The following is a 21,195-nucleotide window of genomic DNA, read 5'->3' on the forward strand; positions in this document are numbered from 1 at the left end:
GGCCACGGCGGAGTGGTGGGCTCGCATGGTTCATACTGTTCCGCCGTATGAGCGTGAACCGAGAGACGACGAGGACCGTGCCCGGCGACCTCGGTCGTGTACGGGCTCCCCTCCACGGCAGGGACGCCGAACTGGCGTTCATCGAGGCGCGGCTCGACGCGCTCGACCGGGGCGAAGGCGGGATCATCCGCGTCGAGGGCCCCGTCGGCATCGGCAGGTCCAGGATCCTCGCGGAGGCCGCGGCAGCCGCCGAGCGGCGCGGAACGAGGGTGTTCGAGGGAGCGGCGGCCCCCGGCGAACCGTTCGTGCCGCTCGGCCCGCTCCTCGACGGGCTGCTCTCCGGCGAGGAACCGCTGTCGGGCGCCGTCCGCCTCAGGGACCTCGCCACGACACCCGGCCGGCGCTTCTGGCTGCTCCAGGAACTGGGGGACCGCTTGCGGGAGACGGCCCGGAACGGCCCCCTGCTCGTCGTCCTCGACGACCTCCAGTGGTGCGACGACCTGACCCTTCTCACCTTCAACACCCTCGCGGCCGGACTCTCCTCGCACGCCATCCTGTGGCTGGTCGCCGTGCGCGGTGGCAGCGTGCCGTCGGGAGTGCGCACGACCCTGGACAGGATCCGGCGGGCGGGCGCGCACGAGCTGGCGCTGGGAACGCTCGACGAGCGGGCGACCGCGGGGATCACCGAGGACGTCCTCGGTGCCGCTCCCGGCCCGGACGTCCTCCGCGTCGTCCGCCGCGCCGGAGGGGTCCCGCAGCTCCTGGTCGAGCTGCTCGGCCCGCTGCGGGAGGCGGTGACGATCGAGAACGGCACGGCCAGGCTGTCGGCCGGACCCCCCGCCCCACGGGAGCTCCCCTCGGTCGTGCGCCGCCTCGACCAGCTGTCCGACGAGGCACGGGAGCTGGTCCAGGCGGTGGCAGCCATGGGCGGCCCGGTCACCATCGCGCTGCTGGCCGAACGGCTCGGCAGGTCCTCGGCGGCCCTCATCACCGCGGTGCGGGAATCCCTCGACGCCGATCTGCTCGCCGAAGACGGCGATCACCTCGCCTTCCGCCACGACCTGATCCGCGAGGCCGTGGAAGTCGGCCTCCCCCTGTCCCTGCGAAGGACCGGGCACGACCGGGCCGCCGAGCCGCCGCAGGGAGACGTGATGGAGGCCGGCCGGCTGCGTACCGAGGCGGCGGAACTCGCGGCCACCGCTCCGGGACGTGCCGCGGAACGGAGCCTCAAGGCCCTCGAACTCACCACCGCGGACGCCCCGGAGCGGCCGCGGATCGTCGCCGAGACGATCCCGCTGCTCTGGCAGACGGGCCGGGCCGCCCCAGCGCGTGAGCTGGGAGCCGCCACCCTGGCGACCGGCGGTCTCCGACCGGAGGACGAGGCGCGCATACGCCTCGCCCTGGCACGCCTCGCCGTACCGTTCGACTTCTCCGAGGCGATCCGGCAGGCCCGCGCGGGGGCGGCACTGCCCGGGACCCCCGTGGACGTCAGGGGACGGCTGCTCGCCATGCTCGCCGTGGGCCTGTCGATGTCGGGCGAGCACGCGGCGGCCGAACAGGTCGCCGCGCAGGCGTGGGAGACCGCGGCGGCAGCGGGGGACCGGTCCGCCGAGGCCACGCTGACGACGGTCCGCTCGGCCGCGAGTTTCCACCGCATGGACTTGACCGAGGCGTTCCGCCAGGCCGAGCGGGCCGCCGCGCTGGCCGACGCCCTGGGCGTCAGCACCTCGCTGTGGGTCCCCGAGGCCTTGTGGCACGCTCTCCTGTCGAACACCACCGGACGCTCGGGGCAGGCGCTCGCCGCCGCGGAGGACGGCATCCGGATCACCGGGGAGCAGGGCCGGACGGCGGCCACCCGTATGTGGCTCATGACCCGGTCCCGCATCCTTCTGGAGGCCGGACGGCTGGCGGACGCCCGGGCGGACGCCGAAGCCGCGTCCGCGACAGCCGACGATCCCGGCCCCGGCAACCTCGCCGATGTCACGCTCCGGTACGTGATGATGCGCGTCGCCCTCCACACCGGCGACCGGCGGACCGCACGGGCGTACGCGGCGCAGGCGCGGCGCATGCGGAGCGACGACGCGCCCGTCGTCCGGCACTTCGGCTCCTGGATGCTGGCACTGATGGCCGACTTCGAAGGCCGGCCCGACCGTGCCATGGCCGAACTCGACGAGACGATGACGTCACCCGCCGCGGACCGGCCGGCCTACGCCGGCTTGGTCGACCCCGCCGACGCCCCGGTCCTCGTCCGCCTTGCGCTGCGTGCCGGCGCGCACGAACGGGCCGCGCAGGCGGTGACCCTCGCCGAGCGCATGGCCGCGCTCAACCCCGGCCTCACGCTGCTCGCCGCCACCGCCGCGCACGCCCGCGGGCTCCTGGACAACGACCTCGCCCCTCTCGTACGCGCCGTCCGGCTGTACGAGGACTGCCCCCGGCCGTTGGCCCGGGCGTCGGCACTGGAGGACGCCGGACGCAAACTGGCGGCCACCCGCAGGTCCGAAGCGGTGCCGTACTTCGAGGCGGCCCTCGCGCTCTACGCGCGAGCGGGCGCCGAGCGGGACGTCGCACGCGTCCGCCGGCGCCTCCGGGCGGCCGGTGTCCGCCGCCGGCCCTCGACGGCCGGACTCTCCGGCGCGTGGCCCGAGCTGACGGCCGCGGAGATACGGGTGGTACGGCTCGTGGCCCGCGGGCTGACCAACCAACAGGTGGCCGAGCAGCTCTCCCTCTCGCCGCACACGGTGGGTTCGCACCTGCGCCGGGCCTTCACCAAGCTGGACATCACCTCGCGCGGGGCGCTGACCCGGCTGGTGAAGAAGCGCGACAGCGGAGAGTAGTCGCTTCGTATCCCCTGCGGGCGTCATGACAATGCACGATTCGTGTGATGTGCCGACGCCGTCGCTTCCTCAGACTGATCAAGAGCCGCGGACATGGAGTAGCCCGCGGGGAACGTTGGTCGAGAGAGGAACAGCGTATGACCGCAAGGCTCCAGCGAGCCCGCCCAGGAAGCCCCGAGCTCCAGGCGCTCGTCGACGAGCTCGCGGAGCGGCTCGGCCGGTCCGTCGCCGTCGACGACCCGCTGGTCCGCATGGTCTGCACGAGCCGCCACTTCGGCGACGAGGACCGGGTCCGCATCGGCACCCTGTTGCAGGGCCGCGCCGACAACGCGACCATCCGGTACGTCCTCGCCCAGGGCGTGACCCAGTGGTCCCGGGCCGGATTCATCGACGGCCGCGACGACCTCGGACTGCTGCCCCGCTACGTGGTGCCCCTGCGCGAGCGCGGGCATCTCCTCGGACTGCTCATGGTGGTCGTGCCCGGGAAGACGCTCACGGACGACGAGACACGTGCCATCGCCCGGTCCGCGGACGCCATGGCCGCCCAGATGCACGGAGAACACATCGCCGGCGACACCCGGAAGGCCGACGAGCGGGACCTCGTCCTCGAACTCGTCGGCACCGACGCCGCCGCCCGTACCACCGCACGGCGGCGGGGCAAGGAGCTCGGACTGCTCGGAGCGGCCGAGCACGTCATGGTCACCATCGTCCGGCTGAGCTGCGCGACGGACCTCGTCCGGCAGTGCGAGGCGGCCCTGTGGGGAGCTCTGGAGGGGTTCCGGCAGACACGTTCGGCCCAGGGCCTCATCGCGGTCGACAAGGAGCGGGCGACACTGCTCCAGCTGCGCGACCGCCCACCCGGCCAGGACGAGGTCACCGCTCAGTCCGCCCGCATCCTGGACGAACTCCGCACCTTCATCGGCCCCTCGGCGGACGCCGTGATCGGCGTCGGCGGCCGGCACGCCGGCCTGGACGACGCCTGGACGTCGTACGAGCAGGCGCTCGTGGCGGCACGCGCGGCGCGCCGGCTGCCCACCCTGAAGAGCGCCGGTGACTGGGAGCTGCTCGGGGAGTTCGCGGTGCTGCTCCAGCTCCCCGAGCACGCCCTGAACGCGTCCTTGATCCCGAAGCCGCTCCGTGTCCTGAGCGGCACTCATGGCGGCGACCGCCTGCGGGACACCCTGCGCTGCTTCCTCGAACACGCGGGATCGATACCCCGGACCGCGGACGCGCTGGGAATCCACCGCACCTCGCTCTACTACCGCCTGCGCCAGATCCAGGAGATCACCGGACTCGACCTCGACGAAGGCGCCCACCGGCTCACGCTGCACCTCGGCCTCAGGATCGAGGAACTCCTCGCCCCGGGCGCCGACGGGGCCGTCTGACCACGGACGCGCTCCGGCGACGCGACTTCGACAAAGCGAGAAGGATTCACGCCTCGATTCCTACAGCTCGCGGTGGTGCGGGCGGCCTGCCCCATTCGATGATGTGAGAGACGGGCGGGTACCGATGTGCCGCCTCTGACCAGGGGAGAGGTCATGAAGGAACTGATCACGACGGACGGCGCACGGCTCGCGTACCAGGACACCGGCGGCGCGGGCGTCCCGCTGGTGATGCTGCACGGCTGGGGGCAGACGCAGGCGATGTTCCGCCACCAGGTCGAGGGGCTGGCGCCCGGCCGCCGCGTCGTCACCGTCGACCTCCGCGGCCACGGGAAGTCCGGCAAGCCGCGGCACGGCTACCGCATCGCCCGGCTCTCCCGCGATGTGTCCGAACTCGTCGAACATCTCGGTCTCGACCGTTTCGACGCCCTGGGCTGGTCCATGGGTGTCTCGGTGTGGTGGAGCTTCATCGACCAGTACGGGACCGGACGGATCCGGCGCTTCGTCGCCGTCGACCAGCCCGCGGCGGTCGCCGCCGTGCCCTGGACGACCGAGCGGGAACAGCGGGACTCCGGTGCCATCTTCGATGTGTCGGGGCTGTTGTACCTGTGCGCGTCCCTCGCGGGGCCGGAGGGTGACACGGTCCGCGCCGAATTCGTGCGCGGCATGTTCTCCGGCGAGCCCGACCCCGAGGTGCTCGCCTTCGTCGACGAGGAGATCCGGTCGACACCCGCCTACGCGGGCGTACCGCTGCTGTTCGACCACTGCGCGCAGGACTGGCGCGACGTGCTTCCCCGGATCGATGTGCCGACCCTGGTGATCGGCTGCGAGGGAAGCCATGTGCACCCCGACTCCCAGCGCTTCGTCGCCGAGCGGATTCCCGGCGCACGCCTGCACGTCTTCACCACCGACGTGGCGAGCTCGCACTTCCCCTTCCTGGAGAACCCGCCGGCCTTCAATGCCGTGCTGGAGAAGTTCCTGGCCGAGGAGACGGCGAACGGGGTGTGAGTCCGCCCTCCGCCCGCACGTACCACGCACCTACGGCTAGGACCCCCATGACCCTCACACTGATGTCTCGTGTGCCCGAACGGTCGCCCCGACAAGCGCCCGATCCCGCCTCGCCCTCCCCCCGCTCGGGGTGGCTGGTCCAGATGCTCTCCGAGATGCCGGAGACGAACGACCGGAACCATGTCTACCTCGGCGTCCATGTCCGCGGGCCCGTCACCGTCGTCCACGGGCGTACCGAGACCCTGCTGGAGCCGAACGACCTGGTCTTCTGCGACCCGGCCCGACAGCACCTGCTGCGGTTCGGCGAGGACTGCCGGATGATCTTCTTCCGGGTGCCTCGCTGCTATCTGGGCGTCACGGAGCCGGAACTGAACCAGGTGCTCGGCGTACCCGTGCGCGGCGGGGAGGGGATCGGGGCGCTGGCGTCCGACTTCCTGACCGCGCTCGCCGCCAAGGCCGAGTTCCGCCGCTCCACGATCGGGGACCGGCGCGCCCGGACGGCCGTTCACCTCCTCTCCGTCCTGGTGATGGAGCTCCTCGAAGCGGAGACGACGGGCGAGGCCGAGGACGCGTCCGGGGCCGGCAACGAGATGCTGTCCCGTATCCACGGCTACATCGAAGAACATCTGATGGACCCGGACCTCTCCCCGGAGTCGATCGCACGCGCCCACCACATCTCCGTCCGGTACCTGCAAAAACTCTTCCAGAACGACGGCAGCACGGTGAGCCACTGGGTGCGGCGGCGCAGGCTCGAGTTCTGCCGGCTCGAACTGGGCCGCTCCAACCGGAGGATCACCATGGCCGCGGTGGCACACCGCTGGGGCTTCAGCAGCCCCTCGCACTTCAGCCGCACGTTCCGCGGGGCCTACGGCATGAGTCCCAGCGAATGGCAGGCGCTGGCGACCTCGGCCTTCACGACGCCTGCCGGCGCCCAGGACGAGCGAAGGCGCTGAGGCGTGACGACGCCCCACACGTGGCCCGACACCGAGAAGAGAACTCGCATGACCAACCCCACCGTCGTCCTCGTGCACGGTGCCTTCACCGACGCGACAGGCTGGATAGGCGTCATCTCGGAACTGCGGCACAGCGGTATCCCGGTGATCGCCCCGTCGAATCCGCTGCGGGGCCTGGCCTCGGACGCCGCCTACCTCGCCTCCGTCCTGGCCCAGGTCGAAGGTCCCGCCGTACTCGTCGGCCACTCGTACGGCGGTGCGCTGATCACCGTGGCCGGCGCCGCGGAGAACGTCGTGGGGCTCGTATACGTGGCCGCCTACGTGCCCCACGAGGGGGAGAGCCTCGGCCAGCTCCAAGAAGGCTTTCCCGAGTCCCCGCTGACGGCCAGCCTGAAGGCGTGGACCTACCCGCTCCTCGACGGCGACTCCGGGGTCGAGGTCACCATCGAGGAGACAGCCTTTCCCTCCGTGTTCGCGGCGGACGTGCCCGAGAGCGTCGCCGCCGTCCTGGCAGCGGCCCAACGCCCGCTCGCCACGGCCGCCTTCACGGAGACCGCGTCCGCGGCGGCGTGGCGGACCAAACCGTCCTGGGCCCTGGTGACCGGGGCGGACCGCACGATCAGCCCCGAGGTCCAGCGCTTCGGCGCCGCACGGGCCGGCGCCGTAGTCGTCGAACTTCCGGACGCCTCGCACGCCGTCGCCCTCTCCGAGCCCACCCGGGTCGCCGACCTGATCAGGGACGCGGTCTGTGCGACGAGCTGACAGCTGAAGTGGTCCGCCCGGCCCCCCGCTAAGGCAACAGCCCCGCCCGCCGCGCCGCCACCACCGCTTCGAGCCGCGTATGCGTGCCCAGTTTCCGCATGGCCGAGCGCAGGTAGCCCTTGACCGTCTCCGGCCGCAGGCCGAGCCGTTCCGCCGCCGTCGCGTTCGTGACGCCCGCGGCGACACAGGCCAGGACGTCCACCTCCCGGGGCGCCAGCCGGACCGGGCGGGACCGCTCGCCACCACCGTCCGGCACCGCCCTCGCCGACTCCAGGCGGCCGCACACCGCAAGCAGCTCCGCCCGCAGCGCCGGGTCCGTGATCCGCGGGGCCAGGCCACGCAGCGCGCCGTGCGCCTCGCGGACCTGCTCCCAGGCCCCGGGGCCCGCCACCGGCTCCCGCGCGGCCACGAGCAGCGACCGCACCTCGTCGCGGACGACCAGCGCCTGCTCCACGTCCCGCGCCGCCGCCACCGCCGCCGACAGGGCCCGGTCACCGAGCGGCTGAGCGGTCCGCAACGCCCCGTACAGAACGCCCCGCACCCGCCGTCGTACGACCACTGGCACCGCGAGCACCGACCGCAGGCCCTCGGCCTCGACCGCCGCGTCGTACTCGTGGCTGATGTGCCGGGATTCGCTGTAGTCGGTGACGGCGCACGGCCGGGACAGGGCGATCGCCTTGCCGCCGAGGCCATTGCCCGAGGAGACCGCGAGCCCGCACAGCGCCCGCGTCCCCGTGCCGCTCAGCTCCGCGATCCGCACGTGCCGCTGCCCTTCGAGCAGTCCGCCGAAGGCCACCGGAATGCCCGTGGCCCGGCGCAGCCGCAGCAGAGCGGTCCGTATCTCCACCGTCTCGCCGCCGTCAGCCGCCACGCGCCCGCCCTTTCACCTCGCGACACCCCCGTTCGGGGGTGGTGGGACCGCGTCTCGAATTACACGATGTCCCACAGCGTCCGGCAATGAGTACGGCAGAGCCGCCACAGCAAAAGCACAGCAGTACGAGCCACGGAATCGAGCAGGGGTGCGCATGACGACGACCGGGACCAGCGCCACGGAGCAGTTCCGTACCGCACGGGACTTCTTGCTGCGGCACCGAGAGGACTACGCCGCCGCATACGAGGGCTTCGCCTGGCCGCGGCCCGAGCGGTTCAACTGGGCGCTCGACTGGTTCGACGCCATCGCGGAGGGCAACGAGAAGACCGCGCTGCACATCGTCGAGGAGGACGGCACCGAGGCCCGCCACTCCTTCGCACACCTGTTCACCCGCTCTAACCAGGCCGCCAACTGGCTGCGCGAGCGAGGCGTACGGGCCGGCGACCGCATCCTGGTGATGCTCGGCAACCAGTCCGAGCTGTGGGAGATCGCCCTCGCCGCGATGAAGCTGCGCGCCGTCGTCATCCCGGCGACCCCGCTGCTCGGCCCCGTCGACCTCCGCGACCGCATCGACCGCGGCCGGGCCCGCCACGTCGTCGTACGCGCCGAGGACACGGAGAAGTTCGACGACGTGCCCGGCGACTACACACGCATCGCGGTCGGCACCGCGAGCGGCCGGAACGCGGGCCGGCGCCGCCCGTACGACCAGGAACCGAACACTGGCCCCGGCACAGGTACCGGCACCAGCCCCGGCCCTGGCCCTGGCCCCGGCTGGAAACCTTACGAAGGCGTGGCCGACGCACCGACCGTCTTCGAGCCCGACGGCATCACCCGAGCCGACGACCCCCTGATGCTCTACTTCACCTCCGGCACCACCGCCCGCCCGAAGCTCGTCGAGCACACCCACGTGTCCTACCCGGTGGGCCACTTGGCGACGATGTACTGGATCGGCCTCAAACCCGGTGACGTCCACCTCAACATCTCCTCGCCCGGCTGGGCCAAGCACGCCTGGTCGAACCTGTTCGCCCCGTGGAACGCCGAGGCCACGGTCTTCATCCACAACTACTCCCGCTTCGACGCGGGACGGCTCATGGCGGAGATGGACCGCGCCGGAGTCACCTCGTTCTGCGCGCCGCCCACCGTGTGGCGCATGCTGATCCAGGCCGACCTGACCCAGCTCCGCACCCCGCCGCGCGAGGTCGTCGCCGCGGGTGAGCCGCTGAACCCCGAGGTCATCGAGCAGGTGCGGCGCGACTGGGGCGTCACCATCCGCGACGGCTTCGGGCAGACCGAGACCGCCGTACAGGTCGCCAACTCACCCGGCCAGCCGCTGAAGCCGGGTTCCATGGGCCGCCCGACGCCCGGCTACACCGTCGTACTCCTCGACCCGGTGACGGGACAGCCGGTGGCCGACGGGCCCGACGCCGCCGGCGCCGCCGCCGAGGGCGAGATCTCCCTCGACCTCGGCAAGGACCCCGTCGGCCTGATGGCCGGCTACCACGGCGACCCCGAGCGCACGGCCGAGGCCATGACGGGCGGCTACTACCGCACGGGCGACATCGGTTCGCGCGACGCCGAGGGCTACATCACCTACGTGGGCCGGTCCGACGACGTCTTCAAGGCCTCCGACTACAAGATCTCCCCGTTCGAACTGGAAAGCGCCCTCCTGGAACACGAGGCAGTGGCGGAGGCGGCCGTCGTCCCCGCACCGGACGCCGTGCGGCTGGCCGTCCCCAAGGCGTACGTCGTGCTGACGCAGGGCTGGTCGCCGGGCGAGGAAACGGCAGAGGCGATCTTCGAGTACACCCGTTCGGTGCTGGCCCCCTACAAGCGCCTGCGCCGCATCGAGTTCACGAAGGAACTACCCAAGACGATCTCAGGAAAGATCCGACGAGTCGACCTACGGCAACGGACGGCGGAGGGGTCAGGGGACGAGTGGCTGGAGCACGGCAAGAGCTGAATTCATCAGCGCGTCAGCCGTCGGCCTGAGGACCGCCAAGGTCCGGTCCTACGGGTGACTTCCAGGGCGCATGGGTGGGGCGGGTTGCTGCTCGCCGCCTTCGAAAAGATGCTGATACATCTTCTGGAGATAGTCATACAGGGACTCCTCGTTGGCGAACTCGATATCCGTAAGTCGAGTCACGAGCTTGCTCCATAGTGAGGTACACCTTGATGAACGTCTCGAGTTCCCTGTTCATGGGCAACCTTCGTTCAGGGTTATGGGTGACGGCCTGGTGCCGGTTCGAGCACGGGCCACCGCGACGTAAACATGCCTGCCCCGTTTTCGGATGGGGCATGGTCGCAGGTCACGTCGCTCCTTCAGGTGCGTGAGGGTCGACGCGGCGCTGACCGGCGGGTCACACTTGACGCCGTGCTTCACAAAGGCTCGGTGGCGTCGGTGGCTTCGACAGGGGTTTTGGGAGCGGCTCATGGATGTGTTGGCAGGGATGCCGGGTGCGCGGTTCACGGAGAACGCCCTCCTGCAGTGCGAGCAGTACGAGGCGACCGCCGTGGGCTCGGGCGCGGGGTGCCGCGAGGAGGACTTCCGGTGAGCGCACACCCGTACGCCGATGAAGACAGCGGGGCAACTCCGCTCTCGTATGCCCACGGCACCAGCGGCACCCCGCTCCTAGGTGACACCATCGGGCGCAATCTCGACCGGGCCATCGCCGCCTGGCCCGACCGCGACGCCCTCGTGGACGTAGCGGCGGGTGCCCGCTGGACGTACGCCGAGTTCGGTGCCGCCGTCGCGCGGCTCGCGCGTGGCTTCCTCGGGTCCGGGGTCGCCAAGGGGGACCGGGTCGGGATCTGGGCGGTGAACTGTGCCGAGTGGGTGCTCGTGCAGTACGCCACCGCGCGGATCGGCGCCATCATGGTGAACATCAACCCGGCCTACCGGGCCCACGAGCTGGAGTTCGTGCTCAACCAGTCAGGGGTCTCCCTCCTGGTCGCCTCGCAGGCGCACAAGAGCAGCGACTACCGCGCGCTCGTCGACGAGGTGCGGCCCCGCTGCCCCGAGCTGCGCGCCGTCCACTACATCGGGGACCGTTCGTGGGACGAGCTCCTGGGCGCCGCCGACTCGGTCGGGGCGGAGCAACTCCTCGCGCGTGAGGCGGAGTTGAGATGCGACGACCCCGTCAACATTCAGTACACCTCGGGAACCACCGGCTTCCCCAAAGGGGCCACGCTCTCCCACCACAACATCCTGAACAACGGCTACTGGGTGGGCCGCACCGTCGGCTACACCGAGCAGGACCGCGTCTGTCTGCCCGTGCCCTTCTACCACTGTTTCGGCATGGTGATGGGAAACCTCGGCATCACCTCCCACGGCGCGTGCATCGTCATCCCCGCCCCGGCCTTCGACCCCGTGGCCACGCTGCGCGCCGTCGAGCGGGAGCGATGCACCTCGCTGTACGGCGTGCCGACCATGTTCATCGCGGAGCTGAACCTCGCCGACTTCGCCACGTACGACCTGAGTTCACTGCGCACCGGCATCATGGCGGGCTCGCCCTGTCCCGTCGAGGTGATGAAACGGGTGGTCGCAGAGATGCACATGGCGGAGGTCTCCATCTGCTACGGGATGACCGAGACCTCGCCCGTCTCCACCCAGACGCGCCGCGACGACGACCTGGAGCGCCGCACGGGCACGGTCGGCCGGGTACTGCCGCACATCGAGGTGAAGGTCGTCGACCCGGCGACCGGCGTCACCCTGCCGCGCGGCGCCTCCGGGGAGCTGTGCACCCGCGGGTACGGCGTCATGCTCGGCTACTGGAACGAACCGGCACGCACCGCCGAGGTCATCGACGCGGGCCGCTGGATGCACACCGGTGACCTCGCGGTCATGCGCGAGGACGGGTACGTCCAGATCGTCGGCCGCATCAAGGACATGATCATCAGGGGTGGCGAGAACGTGTACCCGCGCGAGATCGAGGAGTTCCTGTACGGCCATCCGGAGATCGCCGACGTCCAGGTGGTGGGCGTCCCCGACGAGCGGTACGGGGAGGTGCCCCTCGCCTGCGTGATCCTGCGCGAACCCGGCGGCACGCTGACCCTGGAGGAGCTCCAGGGCTACTGCCGGGGGAAGTTGGCCCACTACAAGATCCCGGCGGCGCTGCGCATCCTGGAGTCCTTCCCCATGACGGTCTCGGGGAAGGTGCGCAAGGTCGAGCTCAGGGAGCGGTTCAGCGAGTGACTCCGCCCGGTCCGGGCGTGAGTTCTCCTTCTGTGAGGTCGCGGCGCATGCAGAGGCGGGGCCACTGGTCGAGGCCGAGCTCCGCCTCGTGCGCGCGGATGGCGCGGAGCGCCGGGGTGAGTTCCGCTTCCGGGAGCGGACGGAAGCCGATGCGGGCGTAGTACGGGGCGTTCCAGGGGACGTCGGTGAACGTGGTGAGGGTGAGCGCGGTCCTGCCCTGTGCGCGGGCCAGGGCCGCCACATGCTCGATCAGGGCACGGCCGACGCCGCGGCGGGCGGCACGGGGGTGCACGGAGACCTGCTCGATGTGTTCACTTCGGCTGTCCAGCGTCTCGCTGATGACGTACGCGATGGGCGTCCCGCCGCTGCCGTCGTCACCGCCATCGTCGACGTCCACGGCCACCCAGGCCCGGCCCGCCGCGCGGAATCGCTCCAACTCCTCGACCGTCGGCGGCTCGTCGTCCGCGATGGCCGCCATGCCGAGCGCGCGGAACGGTTCCCCCGCGGCGCGCTCGATGTCCTGGAGCGAGGGGAGGTCGGAGGTGGCGGCGGGGCGGATGCGGATGTGGGTGTGGATGTGGGTGCGGGTCGGCATGGGGTGAGTATTTCGTGCCGGCACGGGCAGGGTGGCCCTGGCGGACGGCCGCGCGCTCACGCGCCCGTGGCCACCAGCTCGTCCGCCGCGCCGTTGACCGGCTGCGGGGTTCCCGTGAGGTCCAGCGTGAACAGCGGCACGCCTAGGGTGTCCGCGCGGGCGCGGGCGGTGTCCGTATATCCGGCGAGGGAGAAGAAGGCGCAGGCGAGCGGCGTCTCGGAGGGGCCTGTCATGGCCGTGAGCCACAGGCACTCGATGTCGCGAGGGGTGGTGCGCCGCAGGGCCGGATCCACCTGGGCCAGCATGCCGCGCGCGGTGATGCGCACCGCCGAGGGCCGGGCGCGGGGGGTGCTGCGGGTGTCGGAGTAGCCGAGCCAGCGCAGGTACAGCGCGCTGACGGCGACCGCGTCGCGGGCGTCCCGGACGGGCAGGGGCCGGAAGGCGGGGCGGGGGCGCGGGGCTGTGCGGGGAAGCGGGATATGGGCGGGCGCAACGGGACGCACAGCTTCGGCCGGCGCCCCGGCGGCCTCGCCGACAGGTCCCTCGGCGGCCTCGTCAGAGGGCCTCACGGTGGCCTTGTCGGCAGGCCCCGCGGCAGTCTCGGCGGCAGGCCCCGCGGTGGCCTCGTCAGAGGGCCTCACGGTGGCCTTGTCGGCAGGCCCCGCGGCAGTCTCGGCGGCAGGCCCCGCGGTGGCCTTGTCGGCAGACCCCACAGCGCCCTCGCCGGCACTCCCCTCGACAGACCCCGCCGCGGTCTCCTCGGCAGACCCCGCGGCGGCCCCGCCAGCAGACCCCACAGCGGCCTCCTCGACTCCCGGCGGCAACTCCTCCCCGGGAGCGCTGGCATGCCCCGGACGGCTGGAGCGCCCCGGACCGCTGGAGCGCCCCGGACCGCCGGCGTGCCCCAGGCCGCTGGGGTGCCCCGGATCGCCGGCGCGCCCCGGAGCCCTCAGGGCCGGTATCACCGGCACCCGCAGGACGCGCCCGCAGTCGCAGTCCAGTTCCGGCTGTGGCCACTGTCCCTGGCGGCCGCAGGCCCAGCAGCGGACCGTGACCCACTCGTCCGCCCAGCTCCGGTCGGTGACCGGCGTCAGCGGTGCCCCGCGGGCCACCGGCGGTGACACGGGCGCTCCGCAGGCGCAGGGGAGGGGCGGGGCCTCGTACAGGTGCTCGCGCCGGCAGCCCGGGCACCGCACCGGAACGCCACCTGCCGTCATCGTCTCCACCGCCCGCTCTGTACCGCCCGCCACGTAAGCCCGCCCTGTAACGCCCGCCCTGTAACGCCCGCGGCTGTACCGCCCGCCGTACGCCATAAGCCGTCCCCCCATCCTCCACCCGGAGGGCTCCGCGTGAGGCGCGTTACGCACATTGCGCAGAGCCGGGGTGCCGTACTCCACGCGGCCGACGGCCGTGTCCCGCAACCGCGTTCCGCGGCCGTATCACCGGCCGTCTCTTGACGGTCTTCGCCGAACCCCCTTACATTGCTTCCATATAGCAGAACATTATTTCCACAATGCGGAAACAGAAGCTCACCGCGGGGCGCGACGGGAGCCGGATCCGCCAGCCGTATCCGGCAGCAGAAAAGCTGTCGAAGCTGTCGAAGCAGGAGAACCCCATGGCTCGTATGACCGCTGTCCGCGCGGCAGTTGAGATCCTCAAGCGTGAAGGCGTCGTCAACGCGTTCGGCGTCCCCGGCGCCGCGATCAACCCCTTCTACAAGGCGCTCAAGGAGGGCGGTGGCATCGACCACACCCTCGCCCGCCACGTCGAGGGCGCCTCGCACATGGCCGAGGGGTACACCCGCGCCAACCCCGGCAACATCGGCGTCTGCATCGGTACGTCGGGCCCGGCCGGAACCGACATGATCACCGGCCTGTACTCCGCGATCGGCGACTCGATCCCGATCCTGTGCATCACGGGCCAGGCACCGACGCACCTGCTCCACAAGGAGGACTTCCAGGCCGTCGACATCGCGACGATCGCCAAGCCGGTGACCAAGATGGCCGTCACCGTCCTGGAGGCCGCGCAGGTCCCCGGCATCTTCCAGCAGGCGTTCCACCTGATGCGCTCGGGCCGTCCCGGACCCGTCCTCATCGACCTGCCGATCGACGTCCAGCAGACCGAGATCGAGTTCGACCCCGAGACGTACGAGCCGCTGCCGGTCTACAAGCCGGCCGCCTCCCGTGCCCAGATCGAGAAGGCGATCGGCTTCCTCCTGGAGTCCGAGCGGCCGCTGATCGTCGCGGGCGGAGGCATCATCAACGCCGACGCCTCCGATCTGCTGGTCGAGTTCGCCGAGCTCACCAACACCCCCGTCGTGCCGACCCTGATGGGCTGGGGCACCATCCCCGACGACCACGACCTGAACGCGGGCATGGTCGGCCAGCAGACCGGCCACCGCTACGGCAACGCCACGTTCCTGGAGTCGGACTTCGTCCTCGGCATCGGCAACCGCTGGGCCAACCGTCACACCGGCTACAAGCTGGACGTGTACACGCAGGGCCGCAAGTTCGTGCACGTCGACATCGAGCCGACGCAGATCGGCAAGATCTTCGCCCCCGACTACGGGATCGCCTCCGACGCGAAGGCCGCCCTCGAACTGTTCGTCGAGGTGGCGAAGGAGCTGAAGGCCGCGGGCAAGCTGCCCGACCGCTCGCAGTGGGTCGCCTCGCACCTGCGGCGCAAGGAGACCCTCCAGCGCCGCACGCACTTCGACAACGTGCCGATGAAGCCGCAGCGCGTGTACGAGGAGATGAACAAGGCCTTCGGCCCCGAGACGCGGTACGTCACCACGATCGGCCTCTCGCAGATCGCCGGCGCCCAGATGCTGCACGTCTACAAGCCGCGGCACTGGATCAACTGCGGCCAGGCGGGCCCGCTCGGCTGGACCATCCCGGCCGCGCTCGGCGTCGCGAAGGCCGACCCGGAGACCCCGGTCGTCGCGCTCTCCGGTGACTACGACTTCCAGTTCATGATCGAGGAGCTGGCGGTCGGGGCGCAGCACCGCATCCCGTACGTGCACGTCCTCGTGAACAACGCCTACCTGGGCCTGATCCGCCAGGCGCAGATCGGCCTGGACATCAACTTCCAGGTCAATCTGGAGTTTGAGAACCAGAACAGCCCGGAACTCGGTGTGTACGGCGTCGACCACGTCAAGGTCGCCGAGGGCCTGGGCTGCAAGGCGATCCGTGTCACCGACCCGGCCGACCTCGCCGACGCCTTCGAGCAGGCGAAGAAGCTCGCGGTGGAGCACCGCGTGCCGGTGGTCGTCGAGGCGATCCTGGAGCGGATCACGAACATCTCCATGAGCCCGACGGCGGACATCAGCGCCGTCAAGGAGTTCGAGGAGATCGCGACGGAGCCGGCGCACGCGCCTACGGCGATCCGCCCGCTGAAGGTCTGACACCTCCGCCGAAGCCAGGGGCGGTCCACCCGAGGGGGGTGGACCGCCCCTTCCGCGTACGCGGGGCGTTGTCAGTGCCGGGCGGCACACTGGCGGACATGACGACACGGGCGGACATGGCGCTGGAGTGGCAGTTGCGCGCGGTGAGCGAGGGCATCACCGACGAGGGGGTGCGGGAGGCCGTGTCCGGCGTGGTGGCGCACATGCACGGCGGGCGGAGCAGCAAGCGCCGGGGCGGCAAGGAGCTCGCCCGGCTGCTGACGCTGGCCCGGGAGGCGGCGGCGCGCGCGAGCGAGTGGGAGGCCGTCCGGCAACTGCACGACTCACTGGCCTATGCGGAGGGACGCATCCTCCAGCAAGACTTCGAGGAGCGCTACCGACTCTTCCAGGACGGGGCGCGCAACGAGACCAGCCGTGATTTCCTCGCGCACACGATGTGGGCGACCCATCACTGGATGGTGTCCGCCGCCCAGGAGCATCTGAAGGACCGGCCTGACGCCACCGCCGCGGAGCTGGTGGAGCACTTCCGGGCGCAGGGCGAGGACACCCGGTTCATGGAGGCCCCCGAAGACCGCCCGGGACGTTACGTCATCCCGCGCGGCCGGGCGGAGACGGCGCTCTGGCTGGCGCGCATTCTGCGCGATGACCGCGTCGACGTGGAGGACCCGGCCGAGGCCGCCCGGAAGATCGTCACCTCACCGGAGGCACTGGCGCTGCTGGCCTCCGACGACGAGGGGCAACTCCTGTTGCGAGCCGCGGAATTGCGGCGCCGGGCGGCCGGCCTGGAGGCGCTGCGCACGGTCGTCGAGGACCCCGGCGCATCCGAGCACGAGTTGCAGCGGGCTCTGCAGGGCCAGCCCTGGATCTTCGGTGGCCGCTATGTGGGCGAAGCCGCCCAACGGCGCCTCGTGCCCGGTGACGAGGTGGACATACCCCTGCTGCGCGGCGACGGCGCACTGCACATCGTCGAGCTCAAGCGCGCCATGGGCCTCGACGGGCCGCTGGTCAAGCGGTATCGCAACGCCTGGGTGCCCACTGCCAGAGTGCATGACGCCGTAGGGCAGGCCGTCAACTACCTGACGGGCCTGGACGAGCACCGCGGTGAAATCCGCGAGGAGTTCGGCATCGAGGTGCGCAGAGCCAGTGCGCTGGTCCTGATCGGCCACCCCGCCCTGCAACCCGACGTGCCCGAGGAGGAGATCGACGACGCGCTGCGGACGTTCAACACCCACACCGTCCGTGTCGAGGTCCTCACCTACAAGGAGCTGATCGACAACGCCCACCGTTCACTCGCCGGACCCACGGGCACATGAGAGCGCCGGGTACGGGACCGCCCGCACCCGGCGCTCCGGCCGTGAGAAACGTGGAGTTGATGCCGCCCGACCGCGCGCGACTGGCGGAACATGCATGCGCGCTGCCGGGCGGAGTTCATGGTGCCTCAACGCCCAGGGGCGAGGGACCGCGGCGGATGCGACGGGCCGTGGGGTCCCCTCTCTCAGGTCGAGAGGGAAGCCGCGGCCCTTCACCACCGCACTGGCTCGCAGAGCCGCCGCGGACCGGCCTGCCCGACGGCGCCACGTACCACCCCTCATCCGGGTGCGTGACACGGGTCGGGCTCAACACCGGGGGCCGACCTCCCGTCGGCCCCCGGTGAAGCTGTAGCGCCTCAGTCCTCGCGCAGGGCGCGGACGGCCTCCTCGAGGCGCTTGCCGTAGTCGGCGTCGGCGGCGTGGAAGTGGGCGAGGTTCTTCTCGATGACGTCGTCGCGGGAGACCTGCGAGAGGCCGCCGGCGATGTTCGCCACCAGGCGCGCCTTCTCGTCCTCCGAGAACAGGCGGTACAGCTCACCGGCCTGGAAGAAGTCGTCGTCCTTGGTGTGGGCGGGGGCCTCGTGCGTGCCCGTGTGGCCGTGGACGGCGAGCGGGGCGGAGAGGGCCTGGCCGGTCTCGACGGGACCGTCGTACGAGTTGGGCTCGTAGTTCTTGCGGTCACGGCCGTAGGCGTTGGACGCCATGAGACCGTCGCGGCCGTAGTTGTCGGCCTTCGTCGCCTTCGGCGCGTTCACCGCGAGCAGGGTGTGGTTGACGCCCAGGCGGTAGCGGTGCGCGTCCGCGTAGGCGAACAGGCGGCCCTGGAGCATCTTGTCGGGGGACGGACCGATGCCGGGCACGAAGTTGTTCGGGGAGAAGGCGGCCTGCTCCACCTCCGCGAACACGTTGTCCGGGTTGCGGTCGAGGACCAGACGGCCCACGCGCTGGAGCGGGTAGTCCTTGTGCGGCCACACCTTGGTGAGGTCGAACGGGTTGAAGCGGTAATCGGCCGCCTCCGCCGCCGGCATGATCTGCACGTGCAGCGTCCAGGACGGGTTCACGCCGCGCTCGATCGCCTGGAGGAGGTCGGTCTGGTGGCTGTTGGCGTCCTTGCCCGCGAGCTCGGCGCCCTGCTCGGCGGAGAGGCTGCGGATGCCCTGGTTCGTCTTGAAGTGGTACTTGACGAAGAAGGCCTCGCCCTGCGCGTTCGTCCACTGGTAGGTGTGCGAACCGTAGCCGTTCATGTGACGGTACGAGGCGGGGATGCCGCGGTCACCCATCAGCCAGGTCACCTGGTGCGTGGCCTCGGGGGAGTGCGCCCAGAAGTCCCAGACGTTGTCCGGCTCCTGCTTGCCCGTGAAGGGGTCGCGCTTCTGGGAGTGGATGAAGTCGGGGAACTTGATCGGGTCCTTGATGAAGAACACCGGGGTGTTGTTGCCGACGAGGTCGTAGTTGCCCTCTTCGGTGTAGAACTTCACCGCGAAGCCGCGCGGGTCACGGACCGCGTCCGCGCCGCCGAGGCTGTCCGCCACGGTGGAGAAGCGGGTGAACACCTCGGTGCGCTTGCCGATCTCACCCAGGAAGTCGGCGTGGGTGAAGCCGGTGACGTCGTCGGTCACCTCGAAGTAGCCGTACGCGCCGGAGCCGCGGGCGTGCACGACACGCTCCGGGATGCGCTCACGGTTGAAGCGGGCGAGCTTCTCCAGGAGGTGCTGGTCCTGGAGAAGGATCGGGCCACCAATGCCGGCGGTGGCGGAGTTCTGGTTGTCGGCGACGGGGGCGCCGGACTCGGTCGTGAGCACACGCTTCGACATGGTGGCGAGGTTGACCTTCCATACGGAACTGCTTCGACTGGTGACGGTGTTCGGGAGCGTATGGAGCCCTGAGCAGCTACGTCAACAGTTTGTTGAAGTTTTTGGTGGGTGTTGCACGAGCCGCGATCCAAGAGCGGTGCGGCAAGGGTGACAAGGGTTCCGGGCCGCGGCGGCGCCTGGGCGCGACAGGACAGGTGTCAGCGCCGCCACGGCCCGGAAGTTCAGGGGGAGCCCGGTGGCTAGAGCTCGGCGCCCGAGAGGCGCTCGACGGAGCGCAGCAGGGCGGAGTGGTCGAGGCCGCCGTCACCCTGGGCGCGCAGCGAGGCCACGAGCTGGGCGACCACCCCGCCGACCGGCAGGGCGGCGCCCACGTTGCGGGCGGCGTCGGTGACGATGCCCATGTCCTTGTGGTGCAGGTCGATCCGGAAGCCGGGCTTGAAGTCCCGGTTCAGGAAGTTGTCCTTCTTGCGGGTCAGGACGGTCGAGCCCGCGAGGCCGCCGTTCAGCACGTCGAGCGCGGCCTTCAGGTCGACGCCGGACTTCTCCAGGAAGACCACGGCCTCGGCGCACGCCTGGATGTTGACGGCGACGATGAGCTGGTTGGCGGCCTTGACGGTCTGGCCCGAGCCGTGCGGACCGCACAGCACGATGGTCTTGCCGAGCGCGTCGAGGAGCGGCTTGGCCTCGTCGAAGTCGGCCTGGTCGCCGCCGACCATGATGGAGAGCACGGCCTCGATGGCGCCCGCCTCGCCGCCGGAGACCGGGGCGTCCAGGACGCGCAGGCCCTTGTCCTTCGCGGCCTTGGCCAGGTCCACGGAGGTCTGCGGGGTGATCGACGACATGTCGACGATCAGCGCGCCGGACCTCGCGTTCTCCAGGATGCCGTCAGGACCGTACGCGATGGCCTCGACCTGCGGGGAGGCGGGCACCATCGTGACGATGACGTCGGCGTCCCCGACGGCCTCGGCGATGGACTTCGCCGCCGTACCGCCGGCGGCGGCGAGCCGGTCCAGCTTGTCCTGCTCCAGGGTGTAACCGGTGACGGAGTAACCCGCCTTGATCAAGTTCTCGGACATGGGGGAGCCCATGATGCCGAGGCCGATCCACGCGATCTTGGGAAGGTTGCTCATGAGGGTGCCTTTCTAACTGCGTTCCTACGTCGCGGAGTCAGCCGCGGGGCGAACGGGTGGGTGGGAGGAAATCGCCGCGAAGAGGCGGCTAGTTCCCAGCCGGCAGCCAGCCGAAGGCCTCCGCGCTGGGCCTGTCGCCCGGCTTGTACTCCAGGCCGACCCACCCCTCGTATCCAGCGGCGTGCAGCTGGTCGAGCAGGGCTTCCAGCGGCAGCGACCCCGTGCCGGGCGCGCCGCGGCCGGGGTTGTCCGCGATCTGCACGTGCCCGGTCTTGGCGGCGTACCGCTCGATGACCGAGGGCAGGTCCTCGCCGTTCATGGACAGGTGGTACAGGTCCATGAGGAACTTCGCGTTGCCGAGCCCGCTCGCCGCGTTCACCTTGTCCACGATCTCGATCGCCTTGGGGGCGCTCACGATCGGGCACTTGGGCGACTCGGGCGCGTTGAGCGCCTCGATCAGCAGGATCGCGCCGACGCGGTCGGCCTCTCGGGCGGCGAGCACCAGGTTCTCCAGGGCGAGTTCGTCCTGGACGGCCGGGTCCACTCCGTCGACGCGGTTGCCGTACAGCGCGTTGAGCGCCGTGCAGCCGAGGGACTTCGCGAAGTCGGCGGCCACCGCGAGGTTGGCGCGGAATTTCTCGCTCTCCTCGCCGGGCACGGAGAGGGCGCCGCGGTCGGGCCCGGGCAACTGGCCGGCGTAGAAGTTCAGGCCCACCAACTGGACGCCCGCGTCCTCGATCGCCTGCTTGAGGGCGTCGAGCTCGGACTGCTCGGGGGTGGGGGCGTCGACCCAGGGCCACCACAGCTCGACCGCGCCGAAGCCGGCCTTCGCGGCGGCCGCGGGGCGCTCCAGGAGCGGGAGCTCGGTGAAGAGGATCGACAGGTTCACATTGAAGCGCTGGTCGGAGTATCCCATGGGGCTTCCGCGCTCCTTCCGTATT

The 21,195-nt window shown here is 71.0% G+C and carries 16 protein-coding genes; 10 read left to right on the top strand and 6 right to left on the bottom strand.

The features are described from left to right. The first annotated feature begins 47 nt into the window (after positions 1 to 47). The 5 genes from ACRAKF_RS30885 (at position 48) to ACRAKF_RS30905 (ending at position 6,939) form a co-directional block, all read left to right on the top strand. Positions 48 to 2,834 carry an AAA family ATPase gene (locus ACRAKF_RS30885; protein ID WP_447040900.1) on the top strand — a complete coding sequence of 929 codons (2,787 nt, stop codon included), beginning with the start codon at positions 48 to 50 and terminating at the stop codon, positions 2,832 to 2,834. 137 nt (positions 2,835 to 2,971) lie between these two features. Next, positions 2,972 to 4,219, top strand: a complete 1,248-nt coding sequence (locus ACRAKF_RS30890; RefSeq protein WP_447040902.1) for a PucR family transcriptional regulator — start codon at positions 2,972 to 2,974, stop codon at positions 4,217 to 4,219. A 153-nt stretch (positions 4,220 to 4,372) separates the two neighbouring features. Then, positions 4,373 to 5,224, top strand: a complete 852-nt coding sequence (locus ACRAKF_RS30895) for an alpha/beta fold hydrolase (protein WP_447040904.1) — start codon at positions 4,373 to 4,375, stop codon at positions 5,222 to 5,224. 62 nt (positions 5,225 to 5,286) lie between these two features. Further along, positions 5,287 to 6,177: a helix-turn-helix domain-containing protein gene (locus ACRAKF_RS30900; protein ID WP_447040906.1), complete on the top strand. Its 891-nt coding sequence runs from the start codon at positions 5,287 to 5,289 to the stop codon at positions 6,175 to 6,177. A 48-nt stretch (positions 6,178 to 6,225) separates the two neighbouring features. Beyond that, positions 6,226 to 6,939 carry an alpha/beta fold hydrolase gene (locus ACRAKF_RS30905; RefSeq protein WP_447040907.1) on the top strand — a complete coding sequence of 238 codons (714 nt, stop codon included), beginning with the start codon at positions 6,226 to 6,228 and terminating at the stop codon, positions 6,937 to 6,939. A 28-nt stretch (positions 6,940 to 6,967) separates the two neighbouring features. Here the strand turns inward: ACRAKF_RS30905 and ACRAKF_RS30910 are convergent, their stop codons facing one another. Continuing rightward, positions 6,968 to 7,810 carry a response regulator transcription factor gene (locus tag ACRAKF_RS30910; RefSeq protein ID WP_447040908.1) on the bottom strand — a complete coding sequence of 281 codons (843 nt, stop codon included), beginning with the start codon at positions 7,808 to 7,810 and terminating at the stop codon, positions 6,968 to 6,970. A 154-nt stretch (positions 7,811 to 7,964) separates the two neighbouring features. On the opposite strand from ACRAKF_RS30910, the gene ACRAKF_RS30915 reads away from it, so the two are divergent. The 3 genes from ACRAKF_RS30915 (at position 7,965) to ACRAKF_RS30925 (ending at position 12,002) form a co-directional block, all read left to right on the top strand. Continuing rightward, the gene (locus ACRAKF_RS30915; protein WP_447040909.1) at positions 7,965 to 9,770 is read left to right on the top strand and encodes an AMP-binding protein; all 1,806 of its coding nucleotides are present in this window, start codon (positions 7,965 to 7,967) and stop codon (positions 9,768 to 9,770) included. Between the two features lie 469 nt (positions 9,771 to 10,239). After that, positions 10,240 to 10,362: a hypothetical protein gene (locus tag ACRAKF_RS30920; protein ID WP_447040910.1), complete on the top strand. Its 123-nt coding sequence runs from the start codon at positions 10,240 to 10,242 to the stop codon at positions 10,360 to 10,362. Beyond that, the gene (locus ACRAKF_RS30925) at positions 10,359 to 12,002 is read left to right on the top strand and encodes an AMP-binding protein (RefSeq protein WP_447040912.1); all 1,644 of its coding nucleotides are present in this window, start codon (positions 10,359 to 10,361) and stop codon (positions 12,000 to 12,002) included. Before ACRAKF_RS30920 ends, ACRAKF_RS30925 begins: the two co-directional genes overlap by 4 nt. On the opposite strand, the gene ACRAKF_RS30930 is transcribed toward ACRAKF_RS30925, so the two are convergent. Both ACRAKF_RS30930 and ACRAKF_RS30935 read right to left on the bottom strand, forming a co-directional pair. Then, on the bottom strand, positions 11,992 to 12,597 hold the full coding sequence (locus tag ACRAKF_RS30930) for a GNAT family N-acetyltransferase (protein WP_447040914.1): 606 nt from the start codon (positions 12,595 to 12,597) through the stop codon (positions 11,992 to 11,994). The genes ACRAKF_RS30925 and ACRAKF_RS30930 overlap by 11 nt on opposite strands. A 56-nt stretch (positions 12,598 to 12,653) precedes the next feature. Further along, a complete protein-coding gene (locus tag ACRAKF_RS30935) occupies positions 12,654 to 13,721 on the bottom strand; it encodes a hypothetical protein (RefSeq protein WP_447040915.1) in 1,068 nt (355 codons plus the stop codon). A gap of 491 nt (positions 13,722 to 14,212) precedes the next feature. Between ACRAKF_RS30935 and gcl the strand changes: the two genes are divergently transcribed. Together gcl and ACRAKF_RS30945 are read left to right on the top strand one after the other, a co-directional pair. After that, positions 14,213 to 16,000 (top strand): glyoxylate carboligase, encoded by a 1,788-nt coding sequence (gene gcl, locus ACRAKF_RS30940; protein ID WP_447042255.1) that lies wholly within the window; start codon positions 14,213 to 14,215, stop codon positions 15,998 to 16,000. A 98-nt stretch (positions 16,001 to 16,098) separates the two neighbouring features. Continuing rightward, positions 16,099 to 17,313 (top strand): Shedu anti-phage system protein SduA domain-containing protein, encoded by a 1,215-nt coding sequence (locus ACRAKF_RS30945; protein WP_447040916.1) that lies wholly within the window; start codon positions 16,099 to 16,101, stop codon positions 17,311 to 17,313. Between the two features lie 353 nt (positions 17,314 to 17,666). Here ACRAKF_RS30945 and ACRAKF_RS30950 read toward each other — a convergent pair whose 3' ends face one another. The 3 genes from ACRAKF_RS30950 to ACRAKF_RS30960 form a co-directional block, all read right to left on the bottom strand. Continuing rightward, positions 17,667 to 19,124: a catalase gene (locus ACRAKF_RS30950; RefSeq protein WP_447040918.1), complete on the bottom strand. Its 1,458-nt coding sequence runs from the start codon at positions 19,122 to 19,124 to the stop codon at positions 17,667 to 17,669. Positions 19,125 to 19,363: 239 nt separating this feature from the next. Then, positions 19,364 to 20,254, bottom strand: coding sequence for a 2-hydroxy-3-oxopropionate reductase (locus ACRAKF_RS30955; RefSeq protein WP_447040919.1), 891 nt, complete (start codon positions 20,252 to 20,254; stop codon positions 19,364 to 19,366). A gap of 88 nt (positions 20,255 to 20,342) precedes the next feature. After that, positions 20,343 to 21,170 carry a TIM barrel protein gene (locus tag ACRAKF_RS30960; protein WP_447040921.1) on the bottom strand — a complete coding sequence of 276 codons (828 nt, stop codon included), beginning with the start codon at positions 21,168 to 21,170 and terminating at the stop codon, positions 20,343 to 20,345. Positions 21,171 to 21,195 lie beyond the last annotated feature (25 nt).

Source organism: Streptomyces sp. DSM 118878, from assembly GCF_052936595.1.